13 protein-coding genes and 1 pseudogene are annotated in these 20,543 nt (G+C 41.7%); 5 read left to right on the top strand and 9 right to left on the bottom strand.

The window, feature by feature from the left end; translation table 11 throughout:
• The first annotated feature begins 11 nt into the window (after nt 1-11).
• Nucleotides 12-1,472 (top strand): FAD-dependent oxidoreductase, encoded by a 1,461-nt coding sequence (locus HMPREF9439_RS06910; protein WP_157645857.1) that lies wholly within the window; start codon nt 12-14, stop codon nt 1,470-1,472.
• 907 nt (nt 1,473-2,379) lie between these two features.
• On the opposite strand, the gene HMPREF9439_RS06905 is transcribed toward HMPREF9439_RS06910, so the two are convergent.
• From HMPREF9439_RS06905 to HMPREF9439_RS06890, 4 genes are all read right to left on the bottom strand, one after another.
• On the bottom strand, nt 2,380-3,249 hold the full coding sequence (locus HMPREF9439_RS06905; RefSeq protein WP_040603497.1) for a hypothetical protein: 870 nt from the start codon (nt 3,247-3,249) through the stop codon (nt 2,380-2,382).
• A gap of 762 nt (nt 3,250-4,011) precedes the next feature.
• A complete protein-coding gene (locus HMPREF9439_RS06900) occupies nt 4,012-4,596 on the bottom strand; it encodes a DMSO/selenate family reductase complex B subunit (RefSeq protein WP_008864301.1) in 585 nt (194 codons plus the stop codon).
• A 9-nt stretch (nt 4,597-4,605) separates the two neighbouring features.
• Nucleotides 4,606-7,065, bottom strand: a complete 2,460-nt coding sequence (locus HMPREF9439_RS06895) for a DMSO/selenate family reductase complex A subunit (protein ID WP_008864300.1) — start codon at nt 7,063-7,065, stop codon at nt 4,606-4,608.
• Between the two features lie 127 nt (nt 7,066-7,192).
• Complete coding sequence (locus tag HMPREF9439_RS06890) at nt 7,193-7,957, bottom strand: AraC family transcriptional regulator (RefSeq protein ID WP_040603496.1); 765 nt, start codon at nt 7,955-7,957, stop codon at nt 7,193-7,195.
• A 422-nt stretch (nt 7,958-8,379) separates the two neighbouring features.
• On the opposite strand from HMPREF9439_RS06890, the gene HMPREF9439_RS06885 reads away from it, so the two are divergent.
• The gene (locus HMPREF9439_RS06885) at nt 8,380-8,823 is read left to right on the top strand and encodes a hypothetical protein (protein ID WP_157645856.1); all 444 of its coding nucleotides are present in this window, start codon (nt 8,380-8,382) and stop codon (nt 8,821-8,823) included.
• Between the two features lie 217 nt (nt 8,824-9,040).
• Here the strand turns inward: HMPREF9439_RS06885 and HMPREF9439_RS06880 are convergent, their stop codons facing one another.
• Nucleotides 9,041-10,519 (bottom strand): FAD-dependent oxidoreductase, encoded by a 1,479-nt coding sequence (locus tag HMPREF9439_RS06880; protein ID WP_008864295.1) that lies wholly within the window; start codon nt 10,517-10,519, stop codon nt 9,041-9,043.
• Nucleotides 10,520-10,750: 231 nt separating this feature from the next.
• On the opposite strand from HMPREF9439_RS06880, the gene HMPREF9439_RS06875 reads away from it, so the two are divergent.
• From HMPREF9439_RS06875 to HMPREF9439_RS06865, 3 genes are read left to right on the top strand one after another with little or no spacing between them, the layout of a single operon-like run.
• Nucleotides 10,751-12,199, top strand: a complete 1,449-nt coding sequence (locus HMPREF9439_RS06875; RefSeq protein ID WP_040603499.1) for an FAD-dependent oxidoreductase — start codon at nt 10,751-10,753, stop codon at nt 12,197-12,199.
• Nucleotides 12,196-13,953, top strand: a complete 1,758-nt coding sequence (locus HMPREF9439_RS06870) for a sensor histidine kinase (protein ID WP_008864294.1) — start codon at nt 12,196-12,198, stop codon at nt 13,951-13,953. Before HMPREF9439_RS06875 ends, HMPREF9439_RS06870 begins: the two co-directional genes overlap by 4 nt.
• Nucleotides 13,954-14,559 carry a response regulator transcription factor gene (locus HMPREF9439_RS06865; protein ID WP_008864293.1) on the top strand — a complete coding sequence of 202 codons (606 nt, stop codon included), beginning with the start codon at nt 13,954-13,956 and terminating at the stop codon, nt 14,557-14,559. It abuts the gene before it with no gap.
• Between the two features lie 327 nt (nt 14,560-14,886).
• On the opposite strand, the gene argH (HMPREF9439_RS06860) is transcribed toward HMPREF9439_RS06865, so the two are convergent.
• From argH (HMPREF9439_RS06860) to argH (HMPREF9439_RS06845), 4 genes and pseudogenes are all read right to left on the bottom strand, one after another.
• Nucleotides 14,887-16,293, bottom strand: a complete 1,407-nt coding sequence (argH, locus tag HMPREF9439_RS06860; RefSeq protein WP_008864292.1) for an argininosuccinate lyase — start codon at nt 16,291-16,293, stop codon at nt 14,887-14,889.
• A 15-nt stretch (nt 16,294-16,308) separates the two neighbouring features.
• A complete protein-coding gene (locus HMPREF9439_RS06855; RefSeq protein ID WP_008864291.1) occupies nt 16,309-17,502 on the bottom strand; it encodes a M20 family metallopeptidase in 1,194 nt (397 codons plus the stop codon).
• A 60-nt stretch (nt 17,503-17,562) separates the two neighbouring features.
• Nucleotides 17,563-18,891: pseudogene (locus HMPREF9439_RS06850) on the bottom strand (anaerobic C4-dicarboxylate transporter family protein).
• Nucleotides 18,892-18,951: 60 nt separating this feature from the next.
• Nucleotides 18,952-20,457 (bottom strand): argininosuccinate lyase, encoded by a 1,506-nt coding sequence (gene argH, locus HMPREF9439_RS06845; protein ID WP_040603494.1) that lies wholly within the window; start codon nt 20,455-20,457, stop codon nt 18,952-18,954.
• Nucleotides 20,458-20,543 lie beyond the last annotated feature (86 nt).

The raw sequence follows: 20,543 nt of genomic DNA, 5'->3' as shown, positions 1-20,543 counted from the left end.
GGATTAAAACTATGATCTCGCGACGTGACACATTAAAGATCTCTCTAGCCCTTTCAGCAATGGGCCTTTCTGCCGCTCCGGCTTTTGCTTGGAGAACCGGCGAGCCTGAAGAAAAAATCTCTTGCGACATTCTCGTCATTGGTTCCGGCATTGCTGGCACCGTTGCAGCACTCCAAGCCGTAGAAGATGGAGCTAATGTCTTAATGATCGATAAAGCCTCAGAAAACCAAAGAGGCGGCAATTCAAGAGTTTGTCTTGGTTCATTTTTGATGCCGGAACATAACACTCCGGAAGCTAAGAAAGCTTTTATTGAGGATGTAAAGAAAAAGTCTCTTGGCGGCGGAAGAACCGATCTATATGAAGTATTAGCAGATAACATCTTGGATTCTGTTAAATGGGCCGAGTCCAATGGAGCCGCATTCGAACCCTGGCTTCAACAAGCGCCATGGAACGTTGGAGTAAGAATCGCATCTCCCGGCCAATACAGAGGAATGCCGAAATTATTGAAGACACTCTTTGATAAATACATCGAGAAGGGAGGCAAAGTCTTATTTAAGACAAAAGCAAAACAGCTTTTAGTTAATAAGAAAGGCGCTGTGGACGGTGCTATTTGCCAAACGGATAAAGGTCTTCTTCAAATTAACGCTAAAGCTGTCATCTTGGGAACAGGCGGATATTCTGCCAATAGAGAAATGTTAGAAGCCGCCCATCCGGGCGGAGCCAACATTCTTATTCGAGGAAACAAATTTATCACGGGCGACGGAATTCGTCTGGCTCAGGAAGTTGGTGCAGGAACTATGGGCATGGCAGGTGTTGAGTCTTTGCATCTTCCCGTTGTCTTTAATGGTCCTCAGGGAAGAGGATCTCCTACCAGAGCCTTACCTTACTGTTTAGGTATCAATGCCGAAGGAAAAAGATTCGTCGACGAATCCCTCGGTTATGCTTCTTTCGGTAAAGCCACTCTGCAGCAAACCGGTCAAAAGGTTGCATTGATTTTCGAAGAGGCGATGCTTCAGAAAGAAAAGAGAATAGGAATGTCCGTTGAGTTATTCAAACGAGCAAAAGGCGGCCTGATTGAGGCAAACGGCTATGAGCAGCTCGCTAAAGAAATAGGAGTCCAGCCGGCTGTATTAAAAGAAACCTTAGAAAAATTTAACGCTTCCGTAAAAGACGGAAAAGCCTTAACCGCTGAACCACCGAAGTCAAATTTGGCGGAAAAGATCAATCTCAACGGCAAGCTGTATGCTTTTTATCCGTTAACTCCGTCCATCACCATGGTTTACGGAGGCCTAATGATTAACAAAGATGCTCAAGTTACTGAAGCAGACGGTACTCCGATTAAAGGTCTCTATGCGGCCGGTGAAACAGTGAACCTTTATTACCATGACTACCATGGTGGCGGTATCCTTTCACAGAGCTTAGTATTTGGAAGGATTGCTGCAAATCAAGCTGTTAAATATATCAAGCAATAAAATCCATTTAATCATTAAAATCCCCAGCCTCTAATTTGGATAGGAGGTTGGGGCAGAGTATTTCGACGCTTTTTTATATTTACGGTGTTTGTTTTAACGCCTTACCGGACTAACTTTGCTTAGTCCGGCAAAGGCGTAATCACATTTCTTGAAGTGAAAAGCATCAAGTTGTTAACTCAATCGAACGCAACACTATTTAGATAAAATATCATTTACCGCGATCTTTGCAAAAGATAGATGTGTTTAAGGATGGCATATTCTAAAGCTTTATTATTTATTTGATTTGAATTAATTATTTAATTTAAGGAAAGATTTTATGATAATTTAAAGGGTAACAATAAATTAAAAGACCTAGATTTAAAAAAAAATGAATGAAACGCATCAAAATAACTTTTTATTAGAGTTGACAACAGCCTTTGTTAAATTATAATTTTTACCCTTAGATTAATAAAATGTAATGATCCGAAAGCGTTGGTTAATTTATTGGTTCGAACATTGATCGATTACAGAAAGTATTGTTTCTAATTGAATTTAGTTGCAAGAATCACAAAATAGATTGTTATTTGTTATTTATAAATTTAATTATTGAAATTTATTGTCAGCGCATTTAAATAGTTTTTTTGTCTATGGGTACTTTTGGATGAAAAACTTATTTTAGTTATTGAAATAATAGTTTAAAAATGTTATGAAATTTCATGACTCATATCTGACTTTTTATTTATGAAACAGTATTCAAGAAGTTCAACTAATAGTTTTTTTTCAAAAGAATAGGTTGATTATTCTTATGAATGCAGGAATCCCTAAAAATTAATAATTTGCTTAATAATACAAATTGACTTCAAGATATTGATACTTAAAAAAATCTTATATATTTTATTCAATGTTCGGGTAAGCGTAACTTAGTTCATTAAACTATATTGTTTATAGAACGCTCTGTAAGTTTTTTGATAATTAAATAAATACAAACCATAAGATTGTCTATTAACAATTCAAATCTATTATATTCTATACGGATAGGCATAAGGGGTGGAGGAGTTAAGACACACTCATCCAGTATGACTGTTATTCCATTTTCTTCGGATGAAACAAAGCAATTGATATATTCTTTCAATTTCTCACATATTTTGCCGTTATTGAAAGTTCCGGAATCTTTTGCGACTTTTAGTATAAATTCATTTTTATCTGATAAATATCCTCTCTTGTGAACAATGATATGTCGTAATTTTTCGACAAAAATGATTCTTTGTTTTAAGGATAAACCTTCCCATTTTATATTGCATTCCAAATAATCTATTAATTGCATGCCAATTTTAATCGCACCTCCTTTTCTTTGATTTGCCTTTCTGCAAAAATATTTGAAATCCTTTTGTATGATTTCTTCATTTGATATATTCTTTATCTCATTTGGCCAAATATTTCTATCATTAATCATTGTATAGGCATATAACTCTTCCAAAGTATCTTCGAATATCTCATAGGCCTCCATTAACAAGAACTGATATTCTCTGTTCTTTTGATTATTTATGAGTAATAATTTGTCGTCAAGATACATTGATTCATGGTTATAAAAAAATCTTTCCCCAGATGTAGGGTCAATGAAGCTCATATTGTGAGCGCTCATCGGAAATTTTTTTATTAATTCTTTGCGTTGTTTATTTTGAGAAATAGATTTAAGCTCTGAAATCCGTTTGTTATAAATATCTTTAATATCTCTCTTTAGCAAAACGACATGACCAATCCTCTTTGAATATGTCTCCCAAATCCTAACAATATCCATAAATAAAATTCTCTTTATCCACATAGATAATAATTTCTTAATAACTAGTATAAAATATTATCCAGAAAGAATTGGACATTTTATTTGCTTCCTTAATTGAAAAGTTATAATATGCTGGATTGTAGCTCCAGTCTAGAAGTTTTGATGGGTTACTTACACTGACGGCTTGCCATCATTTCTGTAAAACTCTGGCGTATCAACGAACAACTTCTTAAAACAGGGGACGCATTCTTGCTACTTATCTAAGACTCTTTCAAATACCATCCATTCCGATTTTGGTTGCCTTTGAATGAACTTCTTAAAAGAGACTTATCCGGTTACTATTTCATAGACGGAGATAGATAGGCGTTTGAAATAGATACATTCAAAAATTTCGCGCTAGTCAACCGTAACTTCCCGATGGCAAGATCCATCGGAGTCATTCATGACAAAGCAATCACGAAACTAATTCGACGATAAACGTAAGTCTTATTCTCACTTGTATCAGCAAAGAGAAGTCCAAGAAATGACAAAAGATGGAGAGTCTTGGTACAAGGAACAAATTTTGGATCAAAAATAAAATTATTAAATTTTTATTAGAGAATTACTAGAAAGACCGTTAGCAAAATCCATAATTTAGTCGATCAAGTCAATTAAGACTTTAATTAGGAGGGCCGACTAGATCCTCCAATAATATTAAAATCTCAGGATTCCATTGATACGGAATCCTGAGCCAAACATAAACTTCAAAATCGACTAATCAAATAGTCAACAAGACTGACCTTATCCCTGTTTACTCATATTCAGCGGAACCCGAATAACCAAAGAAGGCTTCGTCAATCTGCTGGAGGGCAGAGGTGCAATGTTGGCATTGTCGCCGAATTTCTTACGAAGCTCGGAGATTTCTCCGAATTCGATAGCACGCTGCGGGCAAGCTTCAACGCAAATCGGAAGAAGTCCTTGAGCAAGACGATCAGCGCACGCATCGCATTTATGCATTTTATGCGCGGTTTCATCCAATACCGGTGCACCGTAAGGACAGGCTTGGGCGCAGGCGCCGCATCCGATGCACTTCTTCTCGTCAATCAAAACGAGTCCGTCTGATTCGCGCTTGAAATGTGCTTTAGTCGGACAAACCTTGACACAGGCCGGGTCAGCGCATTCGTTGCAGCCGACCGGGACATAATAGCCGCGAACATCCTGCAACCAAGCACCGTTGGCATCCTTCTTCCAATCGCCTTCTACAAACTCGATGACTTTTCTGTAATTCGTTCCGACCGGTAAAGAATGTGCATCTTTGCAAGCAATAACGCAGGTCTTGCAGCCGGTACATTTCACCAAATCAATATAAAAACCATACTGTGACATATCAGCTCCTTAAGCAAGACTTACTTCAACGAGGTTGGTATGCATGGGAGAGCCCTTGGAAATCGGGGAGACAATAGAGCTCGTCAAGGTGTTCATGCAGGCACCTTCGTCAACACCGGATTTCGGATTGGGCTGATACCAAGAACCCTGAGGCAGAGCAACGACACCCGGAATAATTCTTGGTGTAACTTTTGCTTTGATGAACAGAGAGCCTCTGTCATTCTTGACTAAAACGCGATCGCCCGATTTAATACCTCTGGGTTGTGCGTCGATAGGGTTGATCAGCAGGAGGTCAGGCTGCAGCTCCTGAATCCACGGCAGATTGGCATAAGAGGAGTGGACGTGCCCTTGACCGTGGTAACCGTAGCATTCAAGGGGATATTTCTTCTCAAGAGGATCTTGGTGTCCTCGCATTTCCTGACAAACAATGTAGGCAGGAATCGGCAGAATGACTTGACCTTGGCCTTTGGGAAGCTCCTGTTCTTTTGCTAACTTGGCAAGACGTTCGGAATAAATCTCAATCTTTCCGGAAGGAGTCTTGATCGGATATTTTTCCGGATCTTTACGGAAGTTTTCCATCGTAATGCCGCTGTCGCCATTAACTTTGTATTTAACAATGCCTTGGCGAACGAAGTCGGCATAAGAGGCCGGTAACTCAGGAACATTCTTACGAGTTTTCTCATACAGTTCCATGAGCCACTGATCATAAGTCTTGCCTTCCGTGTATTTGTCTTCTACGCCGAAACGCTTAGCCATTTCGCGCATGATGTCCCAGTTTCTCATCTGGCCGTGCTGTGGGTTGACTGCTTTTTCCATGGCAATCAGATAGCAGTGGCCGCCGACGGAGTAGGAGTCGCCGGAGAAGTCGTTGTTTTCCTGGCCTGCGACATCAGGAAGCAAATAGTCTGCAAACTTCGCGGTCGGCGTCATTTGAGTGTCAACGACCACGAAGCATTCAACCAGTTTCGGATCCTTCAGCAGCTTAGCCATTAAGTTGCTGCCGGTATGTTGGTTAATAACGTTGTTGCCCTGAGTCTCCCACATGAACTTAATGTTCTGTTTGAGCTTGTCGCAGCCCCTGACTAAACCTTGCTTAGCTGTTAATTGGTCTGCTTCGTAAATAGCTCGATGCCAAACGTTCAAGCAAACTGAAGCTTTGACAGGATTGGGAGGAACCGGGAGAGATGCTGCAAAACCGTTTTGATCGGCTTCTCTGGCGCCATTGTTTGTGCCGGGAAGACCAAGCTGACCGGTAAGAATCGGAAGCATTGCGATCGCAATAGAAAGGCTGTCGCCGTTTCCTCTTCTTTGCGGACCCCAACCCTGAGCAACGAACAAGGGTTTTGTCGTTCCGATCTCTCGAGCAAGACGAATAATCGTTTCTTTAGGAATTCCTGTTTCTTTAGAAGCCCATTCGGGTGTCTTGGCAATGCGGTCGGGACCTTTTCCTAAGATATGGCTCTTGTAGTCCGAGTTCTTGGGAGCTGATTTCGGCAAAGTAGTTTCGTCGTAGCCGATGCAGTATTTATCCAAGAACGGCTTATCGATTAAGTTCTCTGTGATTAAGACGTAGGCAATGCCTTCAACCAGAGCAGCGTCTGTACCCGGGTTAATAGGTATCCATTCATCTTCTCGTCCCATCATCGAATCAGAATAAATCGGGTCGATCATGATGACTTTTGGACGGCCTTTTTCTAATGAACAGTTAAAGCCAAAGGCTTGGCCTCCGCCGGAGGCACGAGTAACAGCCGGGTTGTTACCGAAACCGACATAGAGTTTGGCGTTGGCAATCTGTTCCATATAAGAGCCGACGTTGGTGTCTTGGCTCATAATGGCACTTGTGTAACCGGAGCGGTCAAATGAACCCATCAGATACGGCCAAGCGTTCTGGAATTGCCCAGCTGAATAATCAGAGAAGAAGTTTAAGTTTCCTCCGATAAGGTTAAAGAATCGCTGGGCGCACTTGCGCGAGTTCATGGCAATGCCGTTGTTGCCTGAGCCGTGGTTGATAAATACAGCTTCGTTACCGTATTTTTGAATCACATCTTTTAATTTTCCGGCGATTTCATCAAACGCCTGATCCCACGTGATTCTTTCGAACTTGCCTTCGCCTCGTTCACCGACGCGTTTCATGGGGTATTTCAAGCGTTCGGCAGAGTAGAGACGTTGGCGAATCGAGCGGCCTCTGATACAGGCGCGGACTTGGGGGAAATCTTTTCCGAAGGCGCACGAGCAGGGATTTCCTGTGTTATCCGTTTCGATACGGATGACTTGGCCGTTTTTACTGACGACACGAACCGGACAGCGGCTTCCGCAGTTGACGGTGCAGGCTGACCAAGTGATTTTTTCAATGTCATTTGCTGCAGCATTAACGGCAGCGACAACTTCTTTTAATGGGAAAAGAGATGTCGCAGACAGGGATGCCAATCCCGTAAGCAGGCTTCTTCTTTTCATTTGAGGTATCAACATAGCTTCTCCATTGGGGTTGAAGAAAAATTTGCTGAAATGCTCAGCATGAAAAAATTTTAATTTTTAAAGTCTTTCGGAGGTTTCGAGAAAAGGACACCCTTCAAGAGAAAAAGACATCTCTGAAGAATTAGCAGCGTCCCAATACTTGTTTTCTATATTCTTGCGGTGAAAGCCCAATCTCTCTTCTAAACATTGCAGAAAAGGCGCTTGTACTTCCGTAACCCAGCTCTGAGGCGATCCAGCCGATATTCTTGTCCTTAGACATAAGCTCAATGGCGTTCACGACGAGTAGTTGATTCTTCCATTGCTGGAATGTAACTCCCGTCTCTTTAACTACAAGACGATTAAAAGTCTTACTGCTTATGTGAAAGAAGTCGGCCCAATCTTGAAGAGATACTTTCTCAGAAGAATTCTCCAAAATATAGGAATTTACGTGCTTTAACCTTTCGTCTTTCGGAACTGCCAGACCGAACATAGGACGGGCATGACTGTTCATCACTTCTTCTATGATCAGTTTTAATAATTTTTCTTTCTGATTTGGCAGAGGCTTCGTTTGATCACTTTCAGCGATGTACATTAATCCATGGAGAGCGTACATAGGAAGCTCGACAGAACACACCTGATCAAAGCCAGACCAAGTATCGCAGTCTAAATAGAGATAACCGGAGGAAGCTCCTTCAGAATGAAAAATCCGATGAGGAACGCCTGCAGGCATCCAAAAAGCTTGGTCCGGCATAAGTGTCCAAACCTTATCTTTCGTATAACAAATACAGCTGCCGCTGATGGGGAAAGCAAGTTGTCCGCGCTTATGCTTATGAAAACAGCTGTCTAATGTCTTTGGAGAATCCTGATTAACTAATGACTGGACGTGAGCAGTTGCAAGCGCTTCCATCGCATCGGTGTCAAAACTAAAGTCTTGTGCTGGACTCGTCTTCATTTTTGTTGGGGTATTTGAAGCAATAAGAGGATTATATTTTTCTCATGGAAAATAAATAATTCGAATTTTTACGGATAAATATTTTTTGAAAATGATTGACGATTTTAATGTTTAACTTGTTGTATTCAAAGCAATTGGTCTTAGGCATGTAAGTCTGCAAATCTGCCTCCTCATAAGATTTGGAGTTAACGCCTTATTTATAGTCTAACTTGTTAATTCTATTTATAAAAACCTCATCTTCTCGACTTTGTTTTGTTGCAATTGAGTGGATTGGTAAACTCAATTAAGAGATCGTTATTTTGAAAGATTTGTCTTTTCTACCTCCGACAAGAAGTGAGGGATAGTAATCGAATGTGATCTTTATCCGGCTATTAGGTTTGACAATTCGTTATTACTTGGAGAAAAAAGACAAAGAATTCGAGGCCAAAGCAAAGGAAGTTTTATTGCTCTACAAAAAGGTTGAATGGATAACGCAATTGTTGAAGAAATACGGTGGTCTGGAAGAGGAAATAACGCTTGTCAATCAAGAAATATTTATCTCTTACGACGAAAGACCTGGCATTCAGGCGGAAGAGAATAAGCATAAAGACAGAAATTTGAAACTCGGGAAAGGCTCTGTTCGATGCGATTATGAATACATTAGACACGGGACCTTCTCTTTGCTGGCAGAGATCGACCTGTTAACAGGAAAATCTACAGCATCGTCTGCGAATCTCATAAATCATGAGACTTCATCGATTTCTTTAAGATGCTGGATAAAACTTATGCGAACGAGTAAGTTTATTGGAGAGTATAGGCATTTTGATACTGCTTGCCAATGAATTGGCGATAGTGATAATTATGCATCAGACCACACCATTGAAAAGAGGGTGCGTTGTCAACGATAACACAGCCATTCTTCGGACAAGGAAAGTAGAGGAGAACGGCCGAATAAGAGTGTTTAAACTGTTCGCTTACTAGATTTCAAGAGCGCAATTCCATCTGAATTAAATAAAGAGGAGGCTTTTGCCTCCTCGGATTTTAAAAGAAAAGATAAAATTACTTACCTTTATTCTTTAGGAGTTCGTCTGCTGCAATGTAGCCCATGGTAAACGATTTTGAAATGGCAGAAGCAGCGAGGAAACTCTGACCATGTACGCCTCCGGAAACCTCTCCGGCAGCGTAAAGTCCCTTTATCGGCTTTCCGAATACATCAATTACATGCGTTCTGGGATCAACTTTGACGCCGCAATAGGTTGCGACTAAAACCGGAGTTGAGGGATAAATGTAAAAGGGCCCCTTATTGATGGGAACTAACTTCCCGGAAATGTCAACACAGAATTTTCTGCCGAAGACGCTGTCAGCGCCTTTCGTAAGGACGTCATCATTGTATTGTTTGACAGTTTCAGCCAAACCTTTGGGATCGATGCCGGCCTTTTTTGCAGCCTCCTCTAAGGTATTGCCGGAATAGAATACTCCGAGGCCCTTGAGATAGTTATAGCGAGCCGTTCCGTGATCTTTGATCGTTTCTTCATTAATCGGTTCGTCATAGACGCAGTAGGCAATTCCGTTTTCTTGCTCTAGCGCTTTATCTCCTATGTCTTTCTTAGAGATAGATTCGTCGCAAATACGTTGTCCCTTTTTGTTAACAACAATAGCTCCGAAACGGAACGGGTACCAGACTTCTTGTCCTGATTTTGAACCGACGGCAAAACCGTAAGTGGCCTTGATGTAAGGCATGTCAGCAACGTCTGCGCCGTAAGCTTGAGCCATAAGAAGACCGTCGCCTTGACTTCCTCCTCCGCTGATAGCATTGGCGTTGGCCATTCGAGGGACATATTTTTCAAGCAATTTTTTATTTCTGGAGAATCCGCCGCTAGCCAAAATGACGCCAAATTTAGCTTTGACGGCAACAAGCTTTTTATCGTGTTCAATCAAGACACCCGAGATCCGGTCAGCCTTCTCATCCCAAATTAATTCTTTGGCAGGAGATGATACCCAAAGAGTGCCGCCGTCTTTTGTAAATGCTTCCGTGAGTGCTTTAACAGTAGCAGGGCAGTCGACAGTCATATTACGCGGTACACTTCCTGATTTGCCGACGTTTTGATTTTTAAGTTTGCCTCCGTTGGCAAGCATCCACTCAAAAGCCTTCAGAGAATTTTCGGTAACGGACTTGACGAGTTCAGGATCATTTTTTTCTCCCCCGACACGCATCATGTCTTCGTAAAACTGCTTCGGAGAATCTTTTATATTTTTTTCTTTTTGGAAACTAGAACCAGGGACGGCAAAACCGCCGACGGAAAGAAGTGTGCTGCCGCCGGTGAACGGAAGTTTTTCTGTAAGCAAGACTTTTAATCCGGCTTGAGCTAATCTCGTTGCAGCTGTGAGACCGCTCGCTCCGCTTCCGATGACTACTGCGTCAAACTCCTGGTTCCAGTGATCGTTCTGTTTTGGTTGTGCAGCGGCAGGAAATGAAACAGTAGAAACTGTTGCTAACGTTGCGTAAAAGAAGTTTCTTCGGGATAAACGTTGCATCATTTTTCTCCTCTAGAGAGCTCTAGGCTCAACATTCATAAAATTCTTATACAGAAACAGTTTGTTCCTGAGGAAATGCCTTTTCTCAAAAAGGATTCCCTATATCTATTCAATACCCCAAAGTCCCTAGGTACTTTGATAATCATCAAACTTTGTCGAAAAAAAAACGAACTACGAGTAATTACTCTTTTGTTCGTTCCTGAAGATGGATATCCTTGCTTCAAGGAAAAAGTAATGTTTAGAAGAAATTTTATTAATTTGGCGGCTTTTGCCTTTTCTGCGCCTGCTTTCGCCCAGATATATGGTGATAAGTCGGACGATTACGATTTGATCGTTGTTGGTTCAGGGGCTGCCGGACTTTGTGCTGCGATTTCTGCTTTTGATCACGGAGTAAGAAAAATAGTGGTTTTAGAAAAGCTGCCAATTTTAGGCGGCACGAGTGCAATTTCCGGGGGAGCTGTAGCTGTCTCTCAAACCGATATGCAAAAAAGAATGGGTATATCGGACACGGATGAGGAATTTTTTGAGGATTTGATTAGAGAAGGCGGTTATCGCAATGATCCCAAACTTGTGGAAATCTACATTACAGAAGTCAGGAAGCAATTTGAGTGGTTGGGAAATTGCGGAATTCATCCTTCAAATATTATGGCTGCTGCAGGAATGAGTAAACCTCGTTCTCATATGTTTAATCCAAATCAAATGATGAATTTTCTTTTGGACGAAGTGTCTCGCAGGAAAATCGAAATTAAAACAGGAACGAGAGCTGTCGAGCTCCTGCAAAAAGGCCTGAGGATCTGTGGGGTGAGGGCGGTCAGTCGCAAAAGCTCGGTTGAATTTTGCAGTAAATACGGAGTGGTTCTCGCAACAGGTGGCTTTGCTAGGAATCAGGCCTTGATGAATAAATTTGCGCCGCACATGTTTGGCGTAGATGTGGTCTCAGGGATTGGCTCTGAAGGAGACGGAATCTTAATGGCAGTTGAGAGCGGCGGACAGGTAGCTGGGGGAGAAACCGTTACAGCTTCTTTTGGTTTTGCTCAAAATCCATCTACTGTAAGAGACTTCTCCACGATTTTCTATAGTGGCGCGATTATTCTTAATCGTTCTGGAAAAAGATTTGTTGATGAATCTTTGCCGTACAAGTCATTAGGAGAAGCTTTTCTTAATACTAAAGAAGCATGCGCTTATATTCTGTTCGATGAATCTATTAGAAAAGCTCAGATGAGACGCCGTCCTGTTGATAAGGCCATGTGGAGTCCCTATGACAATGGACAAGAACCCGGCTATTGCTTTAGGGCAGATACGGTAAAGGCGGTGGCTGATAAAGCAGGTTTAAACCCGATAAAAGTAGCAGAGGAAGTAGCAAGGTATAACGCTTATGTGTCTAAGGGACGAGATCCTGAATTTGGTCGGACTTCTCTCTCATCGGGCTATGGCCAGCTAAAGAAAATTAACGTTCCTCCTTTTTACATCATGCCAGCTATAGCAGTCGTTCCGGGAACTTATTGTGGCTTAAAGGTAGATGAACAAACTAGAGTGCTTCGAACCACTGATGATCCTATAGAAGGTCTTTTTGCGGCAGGAGAGATAATGGGTGGTTTTCACGGTAAAAATTTTGTGACTGGGACGGGCCTTGGCAAGGCCCTCGCGTTTGGAAGAGTCGCAGGAAAAAACGCTAGCCTATGAAAACGACCTACTACGCCTTTTTCTTCGTATTGTCACTCTTTTCAGCGGGTTCTTCTGCAGAAGTTATTCGGTTGGGAGTCACAGATTATGCTGCCAACGGAGTTCATCAAGAGCTGATTCGCGATTCTGTTGAAGAAATTAATAAAATTCTTGAACCTAGACACTCCCTCATTGTAAAAGAGATGACGGAAAGTGAGATGAAGACAGCAATTCTTCAGCATGAGTTAGACCTGTTTATTTCTTCCAGTGCTTTTTATCGCCAAATGGTTAGGAGCGGAGCAAGAGATATTGTTTCAGTAGAAACAGGAAGAGGCACGGGGCCAAACAGAACTGAAGGTGCTGTCGTTTTGGTTGATAGAAGAAGGAATGATCTAATTTCCTTTAAAGATCTAGAGAACAAAACAGTGGGTTTTTGTAAAATTTTTGGAAATTTTACTTTGCATGTCATAGAAAGGGAGCTCAGAGAAAAAGGCCTGCACGCACTTACTTACTCAAATAAATTAGATCTTCAAAATATAGATCTCCAGGAGTTGTTGGAGCAGCTGAGATTAAAGCGTGTTGATGCAGTTATTGCTCCTACTTGTTCACTTGAGAAATTAGTAGAAGAAGTTGAAGTAGATACCTCTTGGTTGAAAGTTCTGGAACCAAGACAGTTCTCTTCCCTTAAGTGCTCCCACTCAACATTTCTTTATCCCGGACTGACAGTGTCCTCTTTGCCGTCACTAAATTCGGTATTCTCAAAAAAAATAACTCAGGGATTATTAGACATTCTTTCCAAGGATGGAGAGCACTTTTGGAGTGTATCCACAGATTTCAGCGAGGTTGATCAACTTCTCAGAGCTTTAGATTTAGACGCTTGGGCTGAAGATAGAAAATGGACATTTGGTAAATTGATTAAAGAATTTTGGCCGCTCTTGTTATCCATAGTACTTGTGATGGTTTGTTTGGCTACTTACGGTTCAGTGGTTAGTTTTATTGTCAGAAAAAGAACGAAAAGTTTGCGCTGTGCATTAATGAGAGAGCAGTTCCTCAAGCAAAAATCGTTAACGGAATCTAGAAGAATTGAGGAAATGCAGCGAATAGGAGCCTTCAGTCAGCTCAGTTCTTTATTTGCGCATGAATTGGGGCAGCCAATTTATGTGATCAGGTGCTTTTGTTATTCTCTTCAGAAGGCTTTGGATCGTACGAAGAAAGGTGATTCTTCCTTGAAAGAAATGGTAGCAGACATTGAAAATCAGGCTGCACGCGCTGAAGAAATTGTTCAAAAAACCAGAAATTATATTAAGGGCAGAAAAGGACGTTTAGAGAAAGTTGAAATTAATCATCTTGTTGAAAAAGCAATAAAAACTTTTAAGATGCTCCAGCATGAAGATTTTCAGATTTATTTTCATCCGACAGAATCCGAACTTTTTGTGTTGGCAGAGTCTTTAGATATCGAGCTAATACTCATCAATTTGCTGCGCAATGCTAGTGATGCCTGCGAAACGGTAGGCATATTTAAGGCGTGGATAGAAATAAGAAAATTAGCGGATATTGTTGAGATTAGGCTTTGGGATTCAGGGGCGCCCATATCTCAAAAAGTTTTATTGAATATCAAAGAGTTGACGGCTTCTTCTAAAGAAGAAGGTCTGGGTGTTGGCCTAAAAATTGTTGATTCTTTAGTGGAAGGTATTGGGGGAACACTAAATTTTGGTATTTCCAAAAACAAAGGTCTTGAAGTTATCCTTCGATTCCCACTTTCTGAAGGTGTTTAAATGAGTTCTGCTGAGAAAAAGCTAGTGCGCTTAATTGATGATGATCCGATGGTATTAAAAGCGATGAAATCGGTTCTGGTGGAAGAAGGATTTGAAGTCAAAACCTATCTCACGGCAGAAGATTTTTTGACAGAGGACGCAAATTCAATTCTTGGGTGTTTGGTTTTAGACTTGAGAATGCCGAATATTAACGGTCTCCAGCTTCAAAAAATTCTCAAGGAGAGGGAGTTTCACCATCCGGTTATATTTTTGACAGCTCATGGAGAAGTTGAATCGGCCGTCTTAGCGATGAAAATGGGCGCAGTGGATTTTTTGCAGAAACCAGTTTCTCCTGCAAAGTTAGTAGAGACGATCAGGAAAGCTTGCAAACTTGACGAAACCGAGCAATGGGAGAGCCAGGATAAAAGAATTGAGTTGTTGAAAAAGCTGTCTCCGCGTGAAAAAGATGTAATAGTCAAAGTATTACAAGGTCTGTCCAACAGAGAAGCGGGTGAAAGTCTTGGTATAAGTGAGAAAACCATTGAAAACCATAGAAATAATGCCTATAGGAAATTGAATGTTAAAAGTTTTAAAGAATTGCAAAAGAAATATTCATTTCATTTTTAAAAGTATTAATTCTGATAAAAGGCGAAAAATTACCCCTTCATGAAGAAAGAAAATATTTTCTCGCAAATAAAGAACGTAAGTGCATTGCCTGTTGGCTCCGTCTTTGCAAGCAGAGGCATACATAGACTAGCTCAATTGTCGAATCCAGTTATAGCATATCTACTACATATCTATAAATAAGGGCTAAGGGTCAAAAAATAGACCTCATGGGCATTTTCGTCCAAAAGGTCAATCAGAATCCGCCAAACTCAGGTTTTAGTTACAACTGGCGATATCCGCATAAAGCTCCACTTTTTGTATCGGGAGCTTTATGCGAAATTATTAATGCTAAAGGGCACTAACTTTCTTCTTGTAAGCTTCGTTTAAAAGTCTCTCAGCATGTTGCATTTGAACTTTGACGGCCTCAGGGGAGGTGCCTCCATAAGATTTTCTCGCTTCAACTGAATGCTCAAGAGAAATGTCATTAAAAATATCTTCTTCGAATAAGCTGGATTGAACTTTAAACTCTTCTAAAGTTAAATCGTCAAATGTTTTGTCATTTTCAACGCAATATCTTACAGTTTGACCAACCACTCTGTGAGCTTCCCTGAAGGGTAATCCCTTTCTCACCAGGTAATCAGCCATATCGGTTGCGGTTGAGAAACCATTGGAAGCTGCTTGATAAGTTCGTCTGGTATTGATTTTCATCTTGCGGACCATTGGGGCCATTACCTTCATTGTGTTCTGCCAAAGGTCGATGGTTTCGTAAGATAAGAATTTATCTTCTTGCATATCCTTGTCATAGGCGAGCGGAATTCCTTTCATCATCGTAAGCATGGCTTGAAGGTAACCGTACATACGTCCTGTTCTTCCTTTAATAAGTTCTGCAAAATCGCAGTTCTTTTTCTGAGGCATGATGGAAGAACCGGTTGTAAAGTCATCGGAGAGTTCTACAAACTTATATTCCTGACTTGCAAAAATAATAATTTCTTCACAAAGCCTGGATAAATGCATGTAGCTTATAGTTGCTATGGAAGCAAATTCAATGCAGTAATCTCTGTCCGCAACAGTGTCAATACTGTTCTCTGTTGGTTTTTCAAAGCCAAGTTGTTTTGCTGTGGACCAGCGATCAATAGGAAAATCCGTACCTGCTAAGGCAGCAGCTCCTAAGGGACACTCAACCAAGCGGTCTAGGAAGCTCTGAAGTCTAGCGTAATCGCGTTTAAGCATCCAAAAGTATGCCATAAGCCAATGAGAGACTAAAACAGGTTGGGCTACCTGCAGATGAGTGAAACCGGGCATAATTGAGCCGAAATTCTTCTCCGCCTGTTCAAAAATTGCTTTTTGGATTTCGATAATGAGTTTTTGGCACTCTTTTGCGGCATCCCTAAAATAAAGATAACTGTCTATACAACACTGGTCGTTACGGCTTCGTCCTGTGTGTAGTTTTCCTCCGGTAAGTCCTATGATTTCAGTCAATCGCTTTTCAATTGCCATGTGGATATCTTCGTCCTCGGCATTGAAAGTGAACTTGCCGTCATCTATCTCTTTGCCTACAAGTTTCAGACCTTCTTTAATTTTTTCCACATCTTCTTTTTGAAGAATGCCTGTTTCACCAAGCATAGTGACGTGAGCTAAACTTCCTTGAATGTCGTAAGGGCAAAGACGTGTTTCAACTTTAATTACAGCGCCGAATTCTTCTACAAATTTCGGAGGAACTTCTGCAAATCTTCCTCCCCACATTTTGTTGGACATATATTCTCCTCAGAGTTATTTGAGGGCATTGACAACGGTCATCATATAAACCTTGATAAAGTCTAGATACCGGTCAACGGGGATTTTTTCGTTGGGTTTGCCCATTTCAGAGTAGCCGTTTGCCGCTCCGAAATTAGGTATCGGCATTCCTGTTATTTTTCTGATCCAAGAAGCGTCGGAACCGCCGGGTTTTGCTGCGATGACGACATCCTTGTCTAAAACTTCTTTATATGACTTGGCAACAAGCTGGATAAACGGATCATCGTAAGGAATATCAAGAAGAGGGCGGTTATTCGTGATTTCCAGTTTGTAATCGTAAGAAGGATCCTTAGCCTTAAAGGTCTCAAGCACGTCTACGATTTCTTTCAATGCTGCATCATGATCTTCTCCAGGGACTAGCCTCCTGTCAAACCAGAAGACTGCTTTAGAAGGATGAACATTAGCTGCCTCTCCGGAGTTCAAGATGGAAACGGTCAGGTGAGGTGAAGGCATGCCTTCTGCCGGTACTTTTAATAATCGTTGATTAATTTTCTTGAGTTCGAGAATGACGTTAATTGCCTTTTCTAGGGCATTGTCTCCGTGTTCATATATGGCGGCAGTGTGTTGTGCTTCTGCAGTGTAGGTTACATGACCTCTGAGTATCCCGCCATGCTTAGGAATGAGACGTCCGTCGCAGGGTTCCATGCAAAGACCGAAATCTCCTCGCAGGTAGCCGTTATTTAATAAATATTGGGCGCCAAGTTTGCTTCCGTTTTCTTCATCACACATCCAACTTAGCAGAATACTTCCTTTGGGGTCAAACCCCATTCGTTTTAAAAAGATAACTGCCATTAAGGCACCGGCATCTCCTCCTTTCATGTCGGAAGCACCTCTGCCGTAGATATGTCCGTCGGCGACAATCCCAGACCATGGACCGTATTTTCCAGGGTCCTTCGGGTCGGGTGGAAAAACGTCCATATGCCCGTTGAAAACAAATCTTTTTCCCTCTTTAGTACCTTTCCATTCGGATAGTAAATTCGGTCTGTTGGGAGCACCATAAATCCTTTCGACAGGTAATCCGTTAGCAGTCATCCATTTTTCAAAAACATGGCTGACTGCTTCCTCTTCTCCGGTAACGCTCGGGACTTGCAGTATTTCTTGTAAACATCGAATAGCTTCTTCTTTATTCTGATCGACAAAAGAAGAAATTTGCTTGGCGCTAAGTGTCATAGATATTCTCCTATAGGAGTTGCCCAACCTTTTTGGGTTGGGCATGGATAGGGAAATTGATTAGAAGATGAATTTGCTTATCACGTAGCCGATTGCTACTTGAGATGCAGTGGTAACGAGTCCAGGAAGCATATAGCTGTGATTAAAAATGTATTTGCCGATCTTAGTCGTTCCGGTTCTGTCAAACGCTATGCAGCCGATGATGGCTCCGCCGGCAGGGATGAGAAAGTAACCGTTGCAGGCAGGGAACATCCAAACCGTGTCAGCAGGATTTAAATTTAAAGCCATAGCTAACGGCATTAAGGCTGTAATGGTAGCTCCCTGAGAGAAAAGTACGGCAGAAAGGAAAAATAGGCATAGGCCGAACAAAATAGGAAGATTATTAACAACTTCTCCAAATTCTTGAACAAAGAAGGGTTTATAGAAGTTGAAGAAAGTTGAGGTCATCCAGGATACTCCGTATACAGCGGCCATACCAATTAAACCGGCTCGGAATACTGAACCACTGGCTAACTTAGCTTTATCAACCCTGCCGATTACCATGATGAAACATGCGCAGCAAAGCATGACAATTTGGACCATATTTGGAATAGACAAGCGACTTGTTTTTCCTGCGGCATTAGTAAAATGGGGAAGTAAGTCAGGGAATGTTCCGTAGAAGACGACAGCAAGAATGCCTAAAGCAAAAATCCATACTGACCAGACTGCTTCTTTAGAAAATTATCTGGTTTCTCCCGGTGCAATGGTGTCTCTGAACTCACCGGAGGCAAGTTTGGCTTGAAACTCCGGATCGTCCGCCAGTTCCTTTCCTCGTTTGTACATAAAGATGCAACCGACAAGTAAACCTAAAATACAGGCGGGTATACTGACTGCAAAAATTTGGAAGGGAGTTACTCCTTTTACTGCTAGGAAACCGATCATGGCGGCTGTTGCTGCTGACATTGGAGAACCGGTAATGCCGGCTTGTGCGCCAATTACCGACATCGTCAGAGGTCTTTCCGGTCTGACTCTTGCGCTTGCCGCAACTTCCGCAATAACTGGATAAACGGCGAAAGCCACATAACCAGTGCCGCAGAATAGGGTAAAGAAATAGCTTACCAGCGGGCCCATGAATGTGATATGTTTAGGATTTCTTCTGAGGAGCTTTTCAGCAATACTGACTAAATAATCTAAGCCTCCGGAGCCTTGTAAAATTGAAGCGCAAGAGACCACAGCGAGCATGATGAACAGGACGCTTACGGGTGGCGAGCCTGGAGTCATTCCAAAAATGAAAATGAGAACCATTAATCCGAATCCGCCTCCGGCTCCAAGTCCTAAACCGCCCCATTTTGCTCCTATGCCTATAGCTAATACGACTACTAATAGTTCTAGCCAAAAATTGATATCCATGATGTCCCCCTGGTTATGGGATGCCGACGGGAAGAGTCCAGTCGGCTGAATGTAATGTTTCTAAGATTGAATCAATGCATTAACTTCGTTTTCGAGAAGTTCTTTTCCTGCATTTACTTTGGCTAATCTTTCTGAAACTTCTTTCTTGTCAGCTTCCAATTGTTGTTTTCTAGATTCCAACTGACGCTGTACTTCTTTTTCTGCAGACCCGCCAATGATGATCTTTGCCATAGCGATGGCCACAGGATCTAGAGCAGCTTTGACTTGCTCCTCGGACATGTTTGTTTTTCGACCAAAGAGCTTTTCAAAACTGTCATTAACTATGCTGACGTTGATTTCATTCGCTTTTAGCTTGTGGACAAGCATGTAGTCCACTACCTGAGCAACAACTGCATGTGCAGCTCGGAATGAAATTTTGTCAGATCTGACAAGCGAGTTAGCAAGTTCCGCAGCTGTGCAGAAATTGCCTAGCGCATTTTCTCTCATGCGATCTTTATTAACAGAAATTAAGCCTAACGTGTCAATTAAGAGTTCGATGCAGCCGACCATATCCTTTAAGCCGACCATGAGGTAGCGGGGACCTTCGCCTGTGGCATCGCAGACGTTTGAATAGGGAGTATTTTTGATAGCGCTGTAACCACCAACAAAGTAGCCCAGGATATTTCCAACTCTGCCTCTAACATATTCAAGAGTGTATGGATTCTTTTTTTGAGGCATGATTGAGGAGCAGATGGCAACCGAATCATCAACTTCTACATAGCCAAATTCTGGTGCTGACCAGTTATAGAGATCCGTACACATTCTCGACATGGTATTTCCCATGACGGTAAGTACGCCTAGAATCGCGAGGACATAGTCTCTTGAACCAACAGCGTCAATAGAATTATCTATTGGTTTTTCAAAACCCAATAAATCGGAGACTAGTTTTGTGTCAATATCCCACGTTGTGGAAGCCATACAGCCTCCTCCCATAGGACAAATATTCAGTGCAGTGAAGACTTGACTCAGACGTGCGTAATCCCTTTCAAATGCAGCTAATATTCCTGAGATGTATTGGGCAAAAGTAATTGGTTCAGAGGGTTGCTGGTGCGTATAACCGGCTAGTACTGCATCTTTGTTTTTTTCTGCAACAGCAATCATTGTCTCGCGTAGCTGATTTAATTTTTCGCACACAAGAAAATAAACTTTGCGATTATCCATCCTTGTTAGGGTGGCAATCATGTCGTTTCTTGATCTAGCGGTATGAAGTTGACCGCCGATTTCAAGACTTGTGTGGTCAATCAAGTATTTTTCAAGGTTGAAGTACATTCCTTCTAGTTGGGGATCCATTGGAAAAGCAGGTTGTTCCCCCATTGCAGCCATTTCTTGTGTTGCTCTTAAAATCTCTTTGGCCACATCTTTTGAAATGATGCCTTTTTTTGTGAGCATGACTGCGTGAGACTTATTGAGGTCCAAATACGATTGATAGGAATGGTCTAAGTCGGATGCTAAGTTTGGACGGATGATGTTCTTTTGGACGGATTCGGCAAGTTGTTTTTTAATTTTGCCTCGGTGGATATTTCCCATGATGTCTCCTTTAGGAGTTGAAGTGAGAGGGGTGCTACCTGAGGGGATTATTTGCCTAAAACCAAAAATAGTAAGGGGTATGTCTA

The sequence above is a fragment of the Parasutterella excrementihominis YIT 11859 genome (assembly GCF_000205025.1).
Taxonomy (GTDB): Bacteria; Pseudomonadota; Gammaproteobacteria; order Burkholderiales; family Burkholderiaceae_F; genus Parasutterella; species Parasutterella excrementihominis.
The sequence above is the reverse complement of the archived record's forward strand: the minus strand, read 5'-3'. Positions and strand labels throughout refer to the sequence as shown.

Bases quoted from the DNA above. Each gene is read 5' to 3' on its own strand.
- HMPREF9439_RS06910 (WP_157645857.1), top strand. From the start codon at position 12: ATGATCTCGCGACGTGACACATTAAAGATCTCTCTAGCCCTTTCAGCA.
- HMPREF9439_RS06905 (WP_040603497.1), bottom strand. From the start codon at position 3,249: ATGGATATTGTTAGGATTTGGGAGACATATTCAAAGAGGATTGGTCAT.
- HMPREF9439_RS06865 (WP_008864293.1), top strand. From the start codon at position 13,954: ATGAGTTCTGCTGAGAAAAAGCTAGTGCGCTTAATTGATGATGATCCG.
- HMPREF9439_RS06895 (WP_008864300.1), bottom strand. From the start codon at position 7,065: ATGTTGATACCTCAAATGAAAAGAAGAAGCCTGCTTACGGGATTGGCA.
- HMPREF9439_RS06890 (WP_040603496.1), bottom strand. From the start codon at position 7,957: ATGGAAGCGCTTGCAACTGCTCACGTCCAGTCATTAGTTAATCAGGAT.
- HMPREF9439_RS06875 (WP_040603499.1), top strand. From the start codon at position 10,751: ATGTTTAGAAGAAATTTTATTAATTTGGCGGCTTTTGCCTTTTCTGCG.
- HMPREF9439_RS06870 (WP_008864294.1), top strand. From the start codon at position 12,196: ATGAAAACGACCTACTACGCCTTTTTCTTCGTATTGTCACTCTTTTCA.
- argH (WP_040603494.1), bottom strand. From the start codon at position 20,457: ATGGGAAATATCCACCGAGGCAAAATTAAAAAACAACTTGCCGAATCC.
- HMPREF9439_RS06880 (WP_008864295.1), bottom strand. From the start codon at position 10,519: ATGATGCAACGTTTATCCCGAAGAAACTTCTTTTACGCAACGTTAGCA.
- argH (WP_008864292.1), bottom strand. From the start codon at position 16,293: ATGTCCAACAAAATGTGGGGAGGAAGATTTGCAGAAGTTCCTCCGAAA.
- HMPREF9439_RS06855 (WP_008864291.1), bottom strand. From the start codon at position 17,502: ATGACACTTAGCGCCAAGCAAATTTCTTCTTTTGTCGATCAGAATAAA.
- HMPREF9439_RS06900 (WP_008864301.1), bottom strand. From the start codon at position 4,596: ATGTCACAGTATGGTTTTTATATTGATTTGGTGAAATGTACCGGCTGC.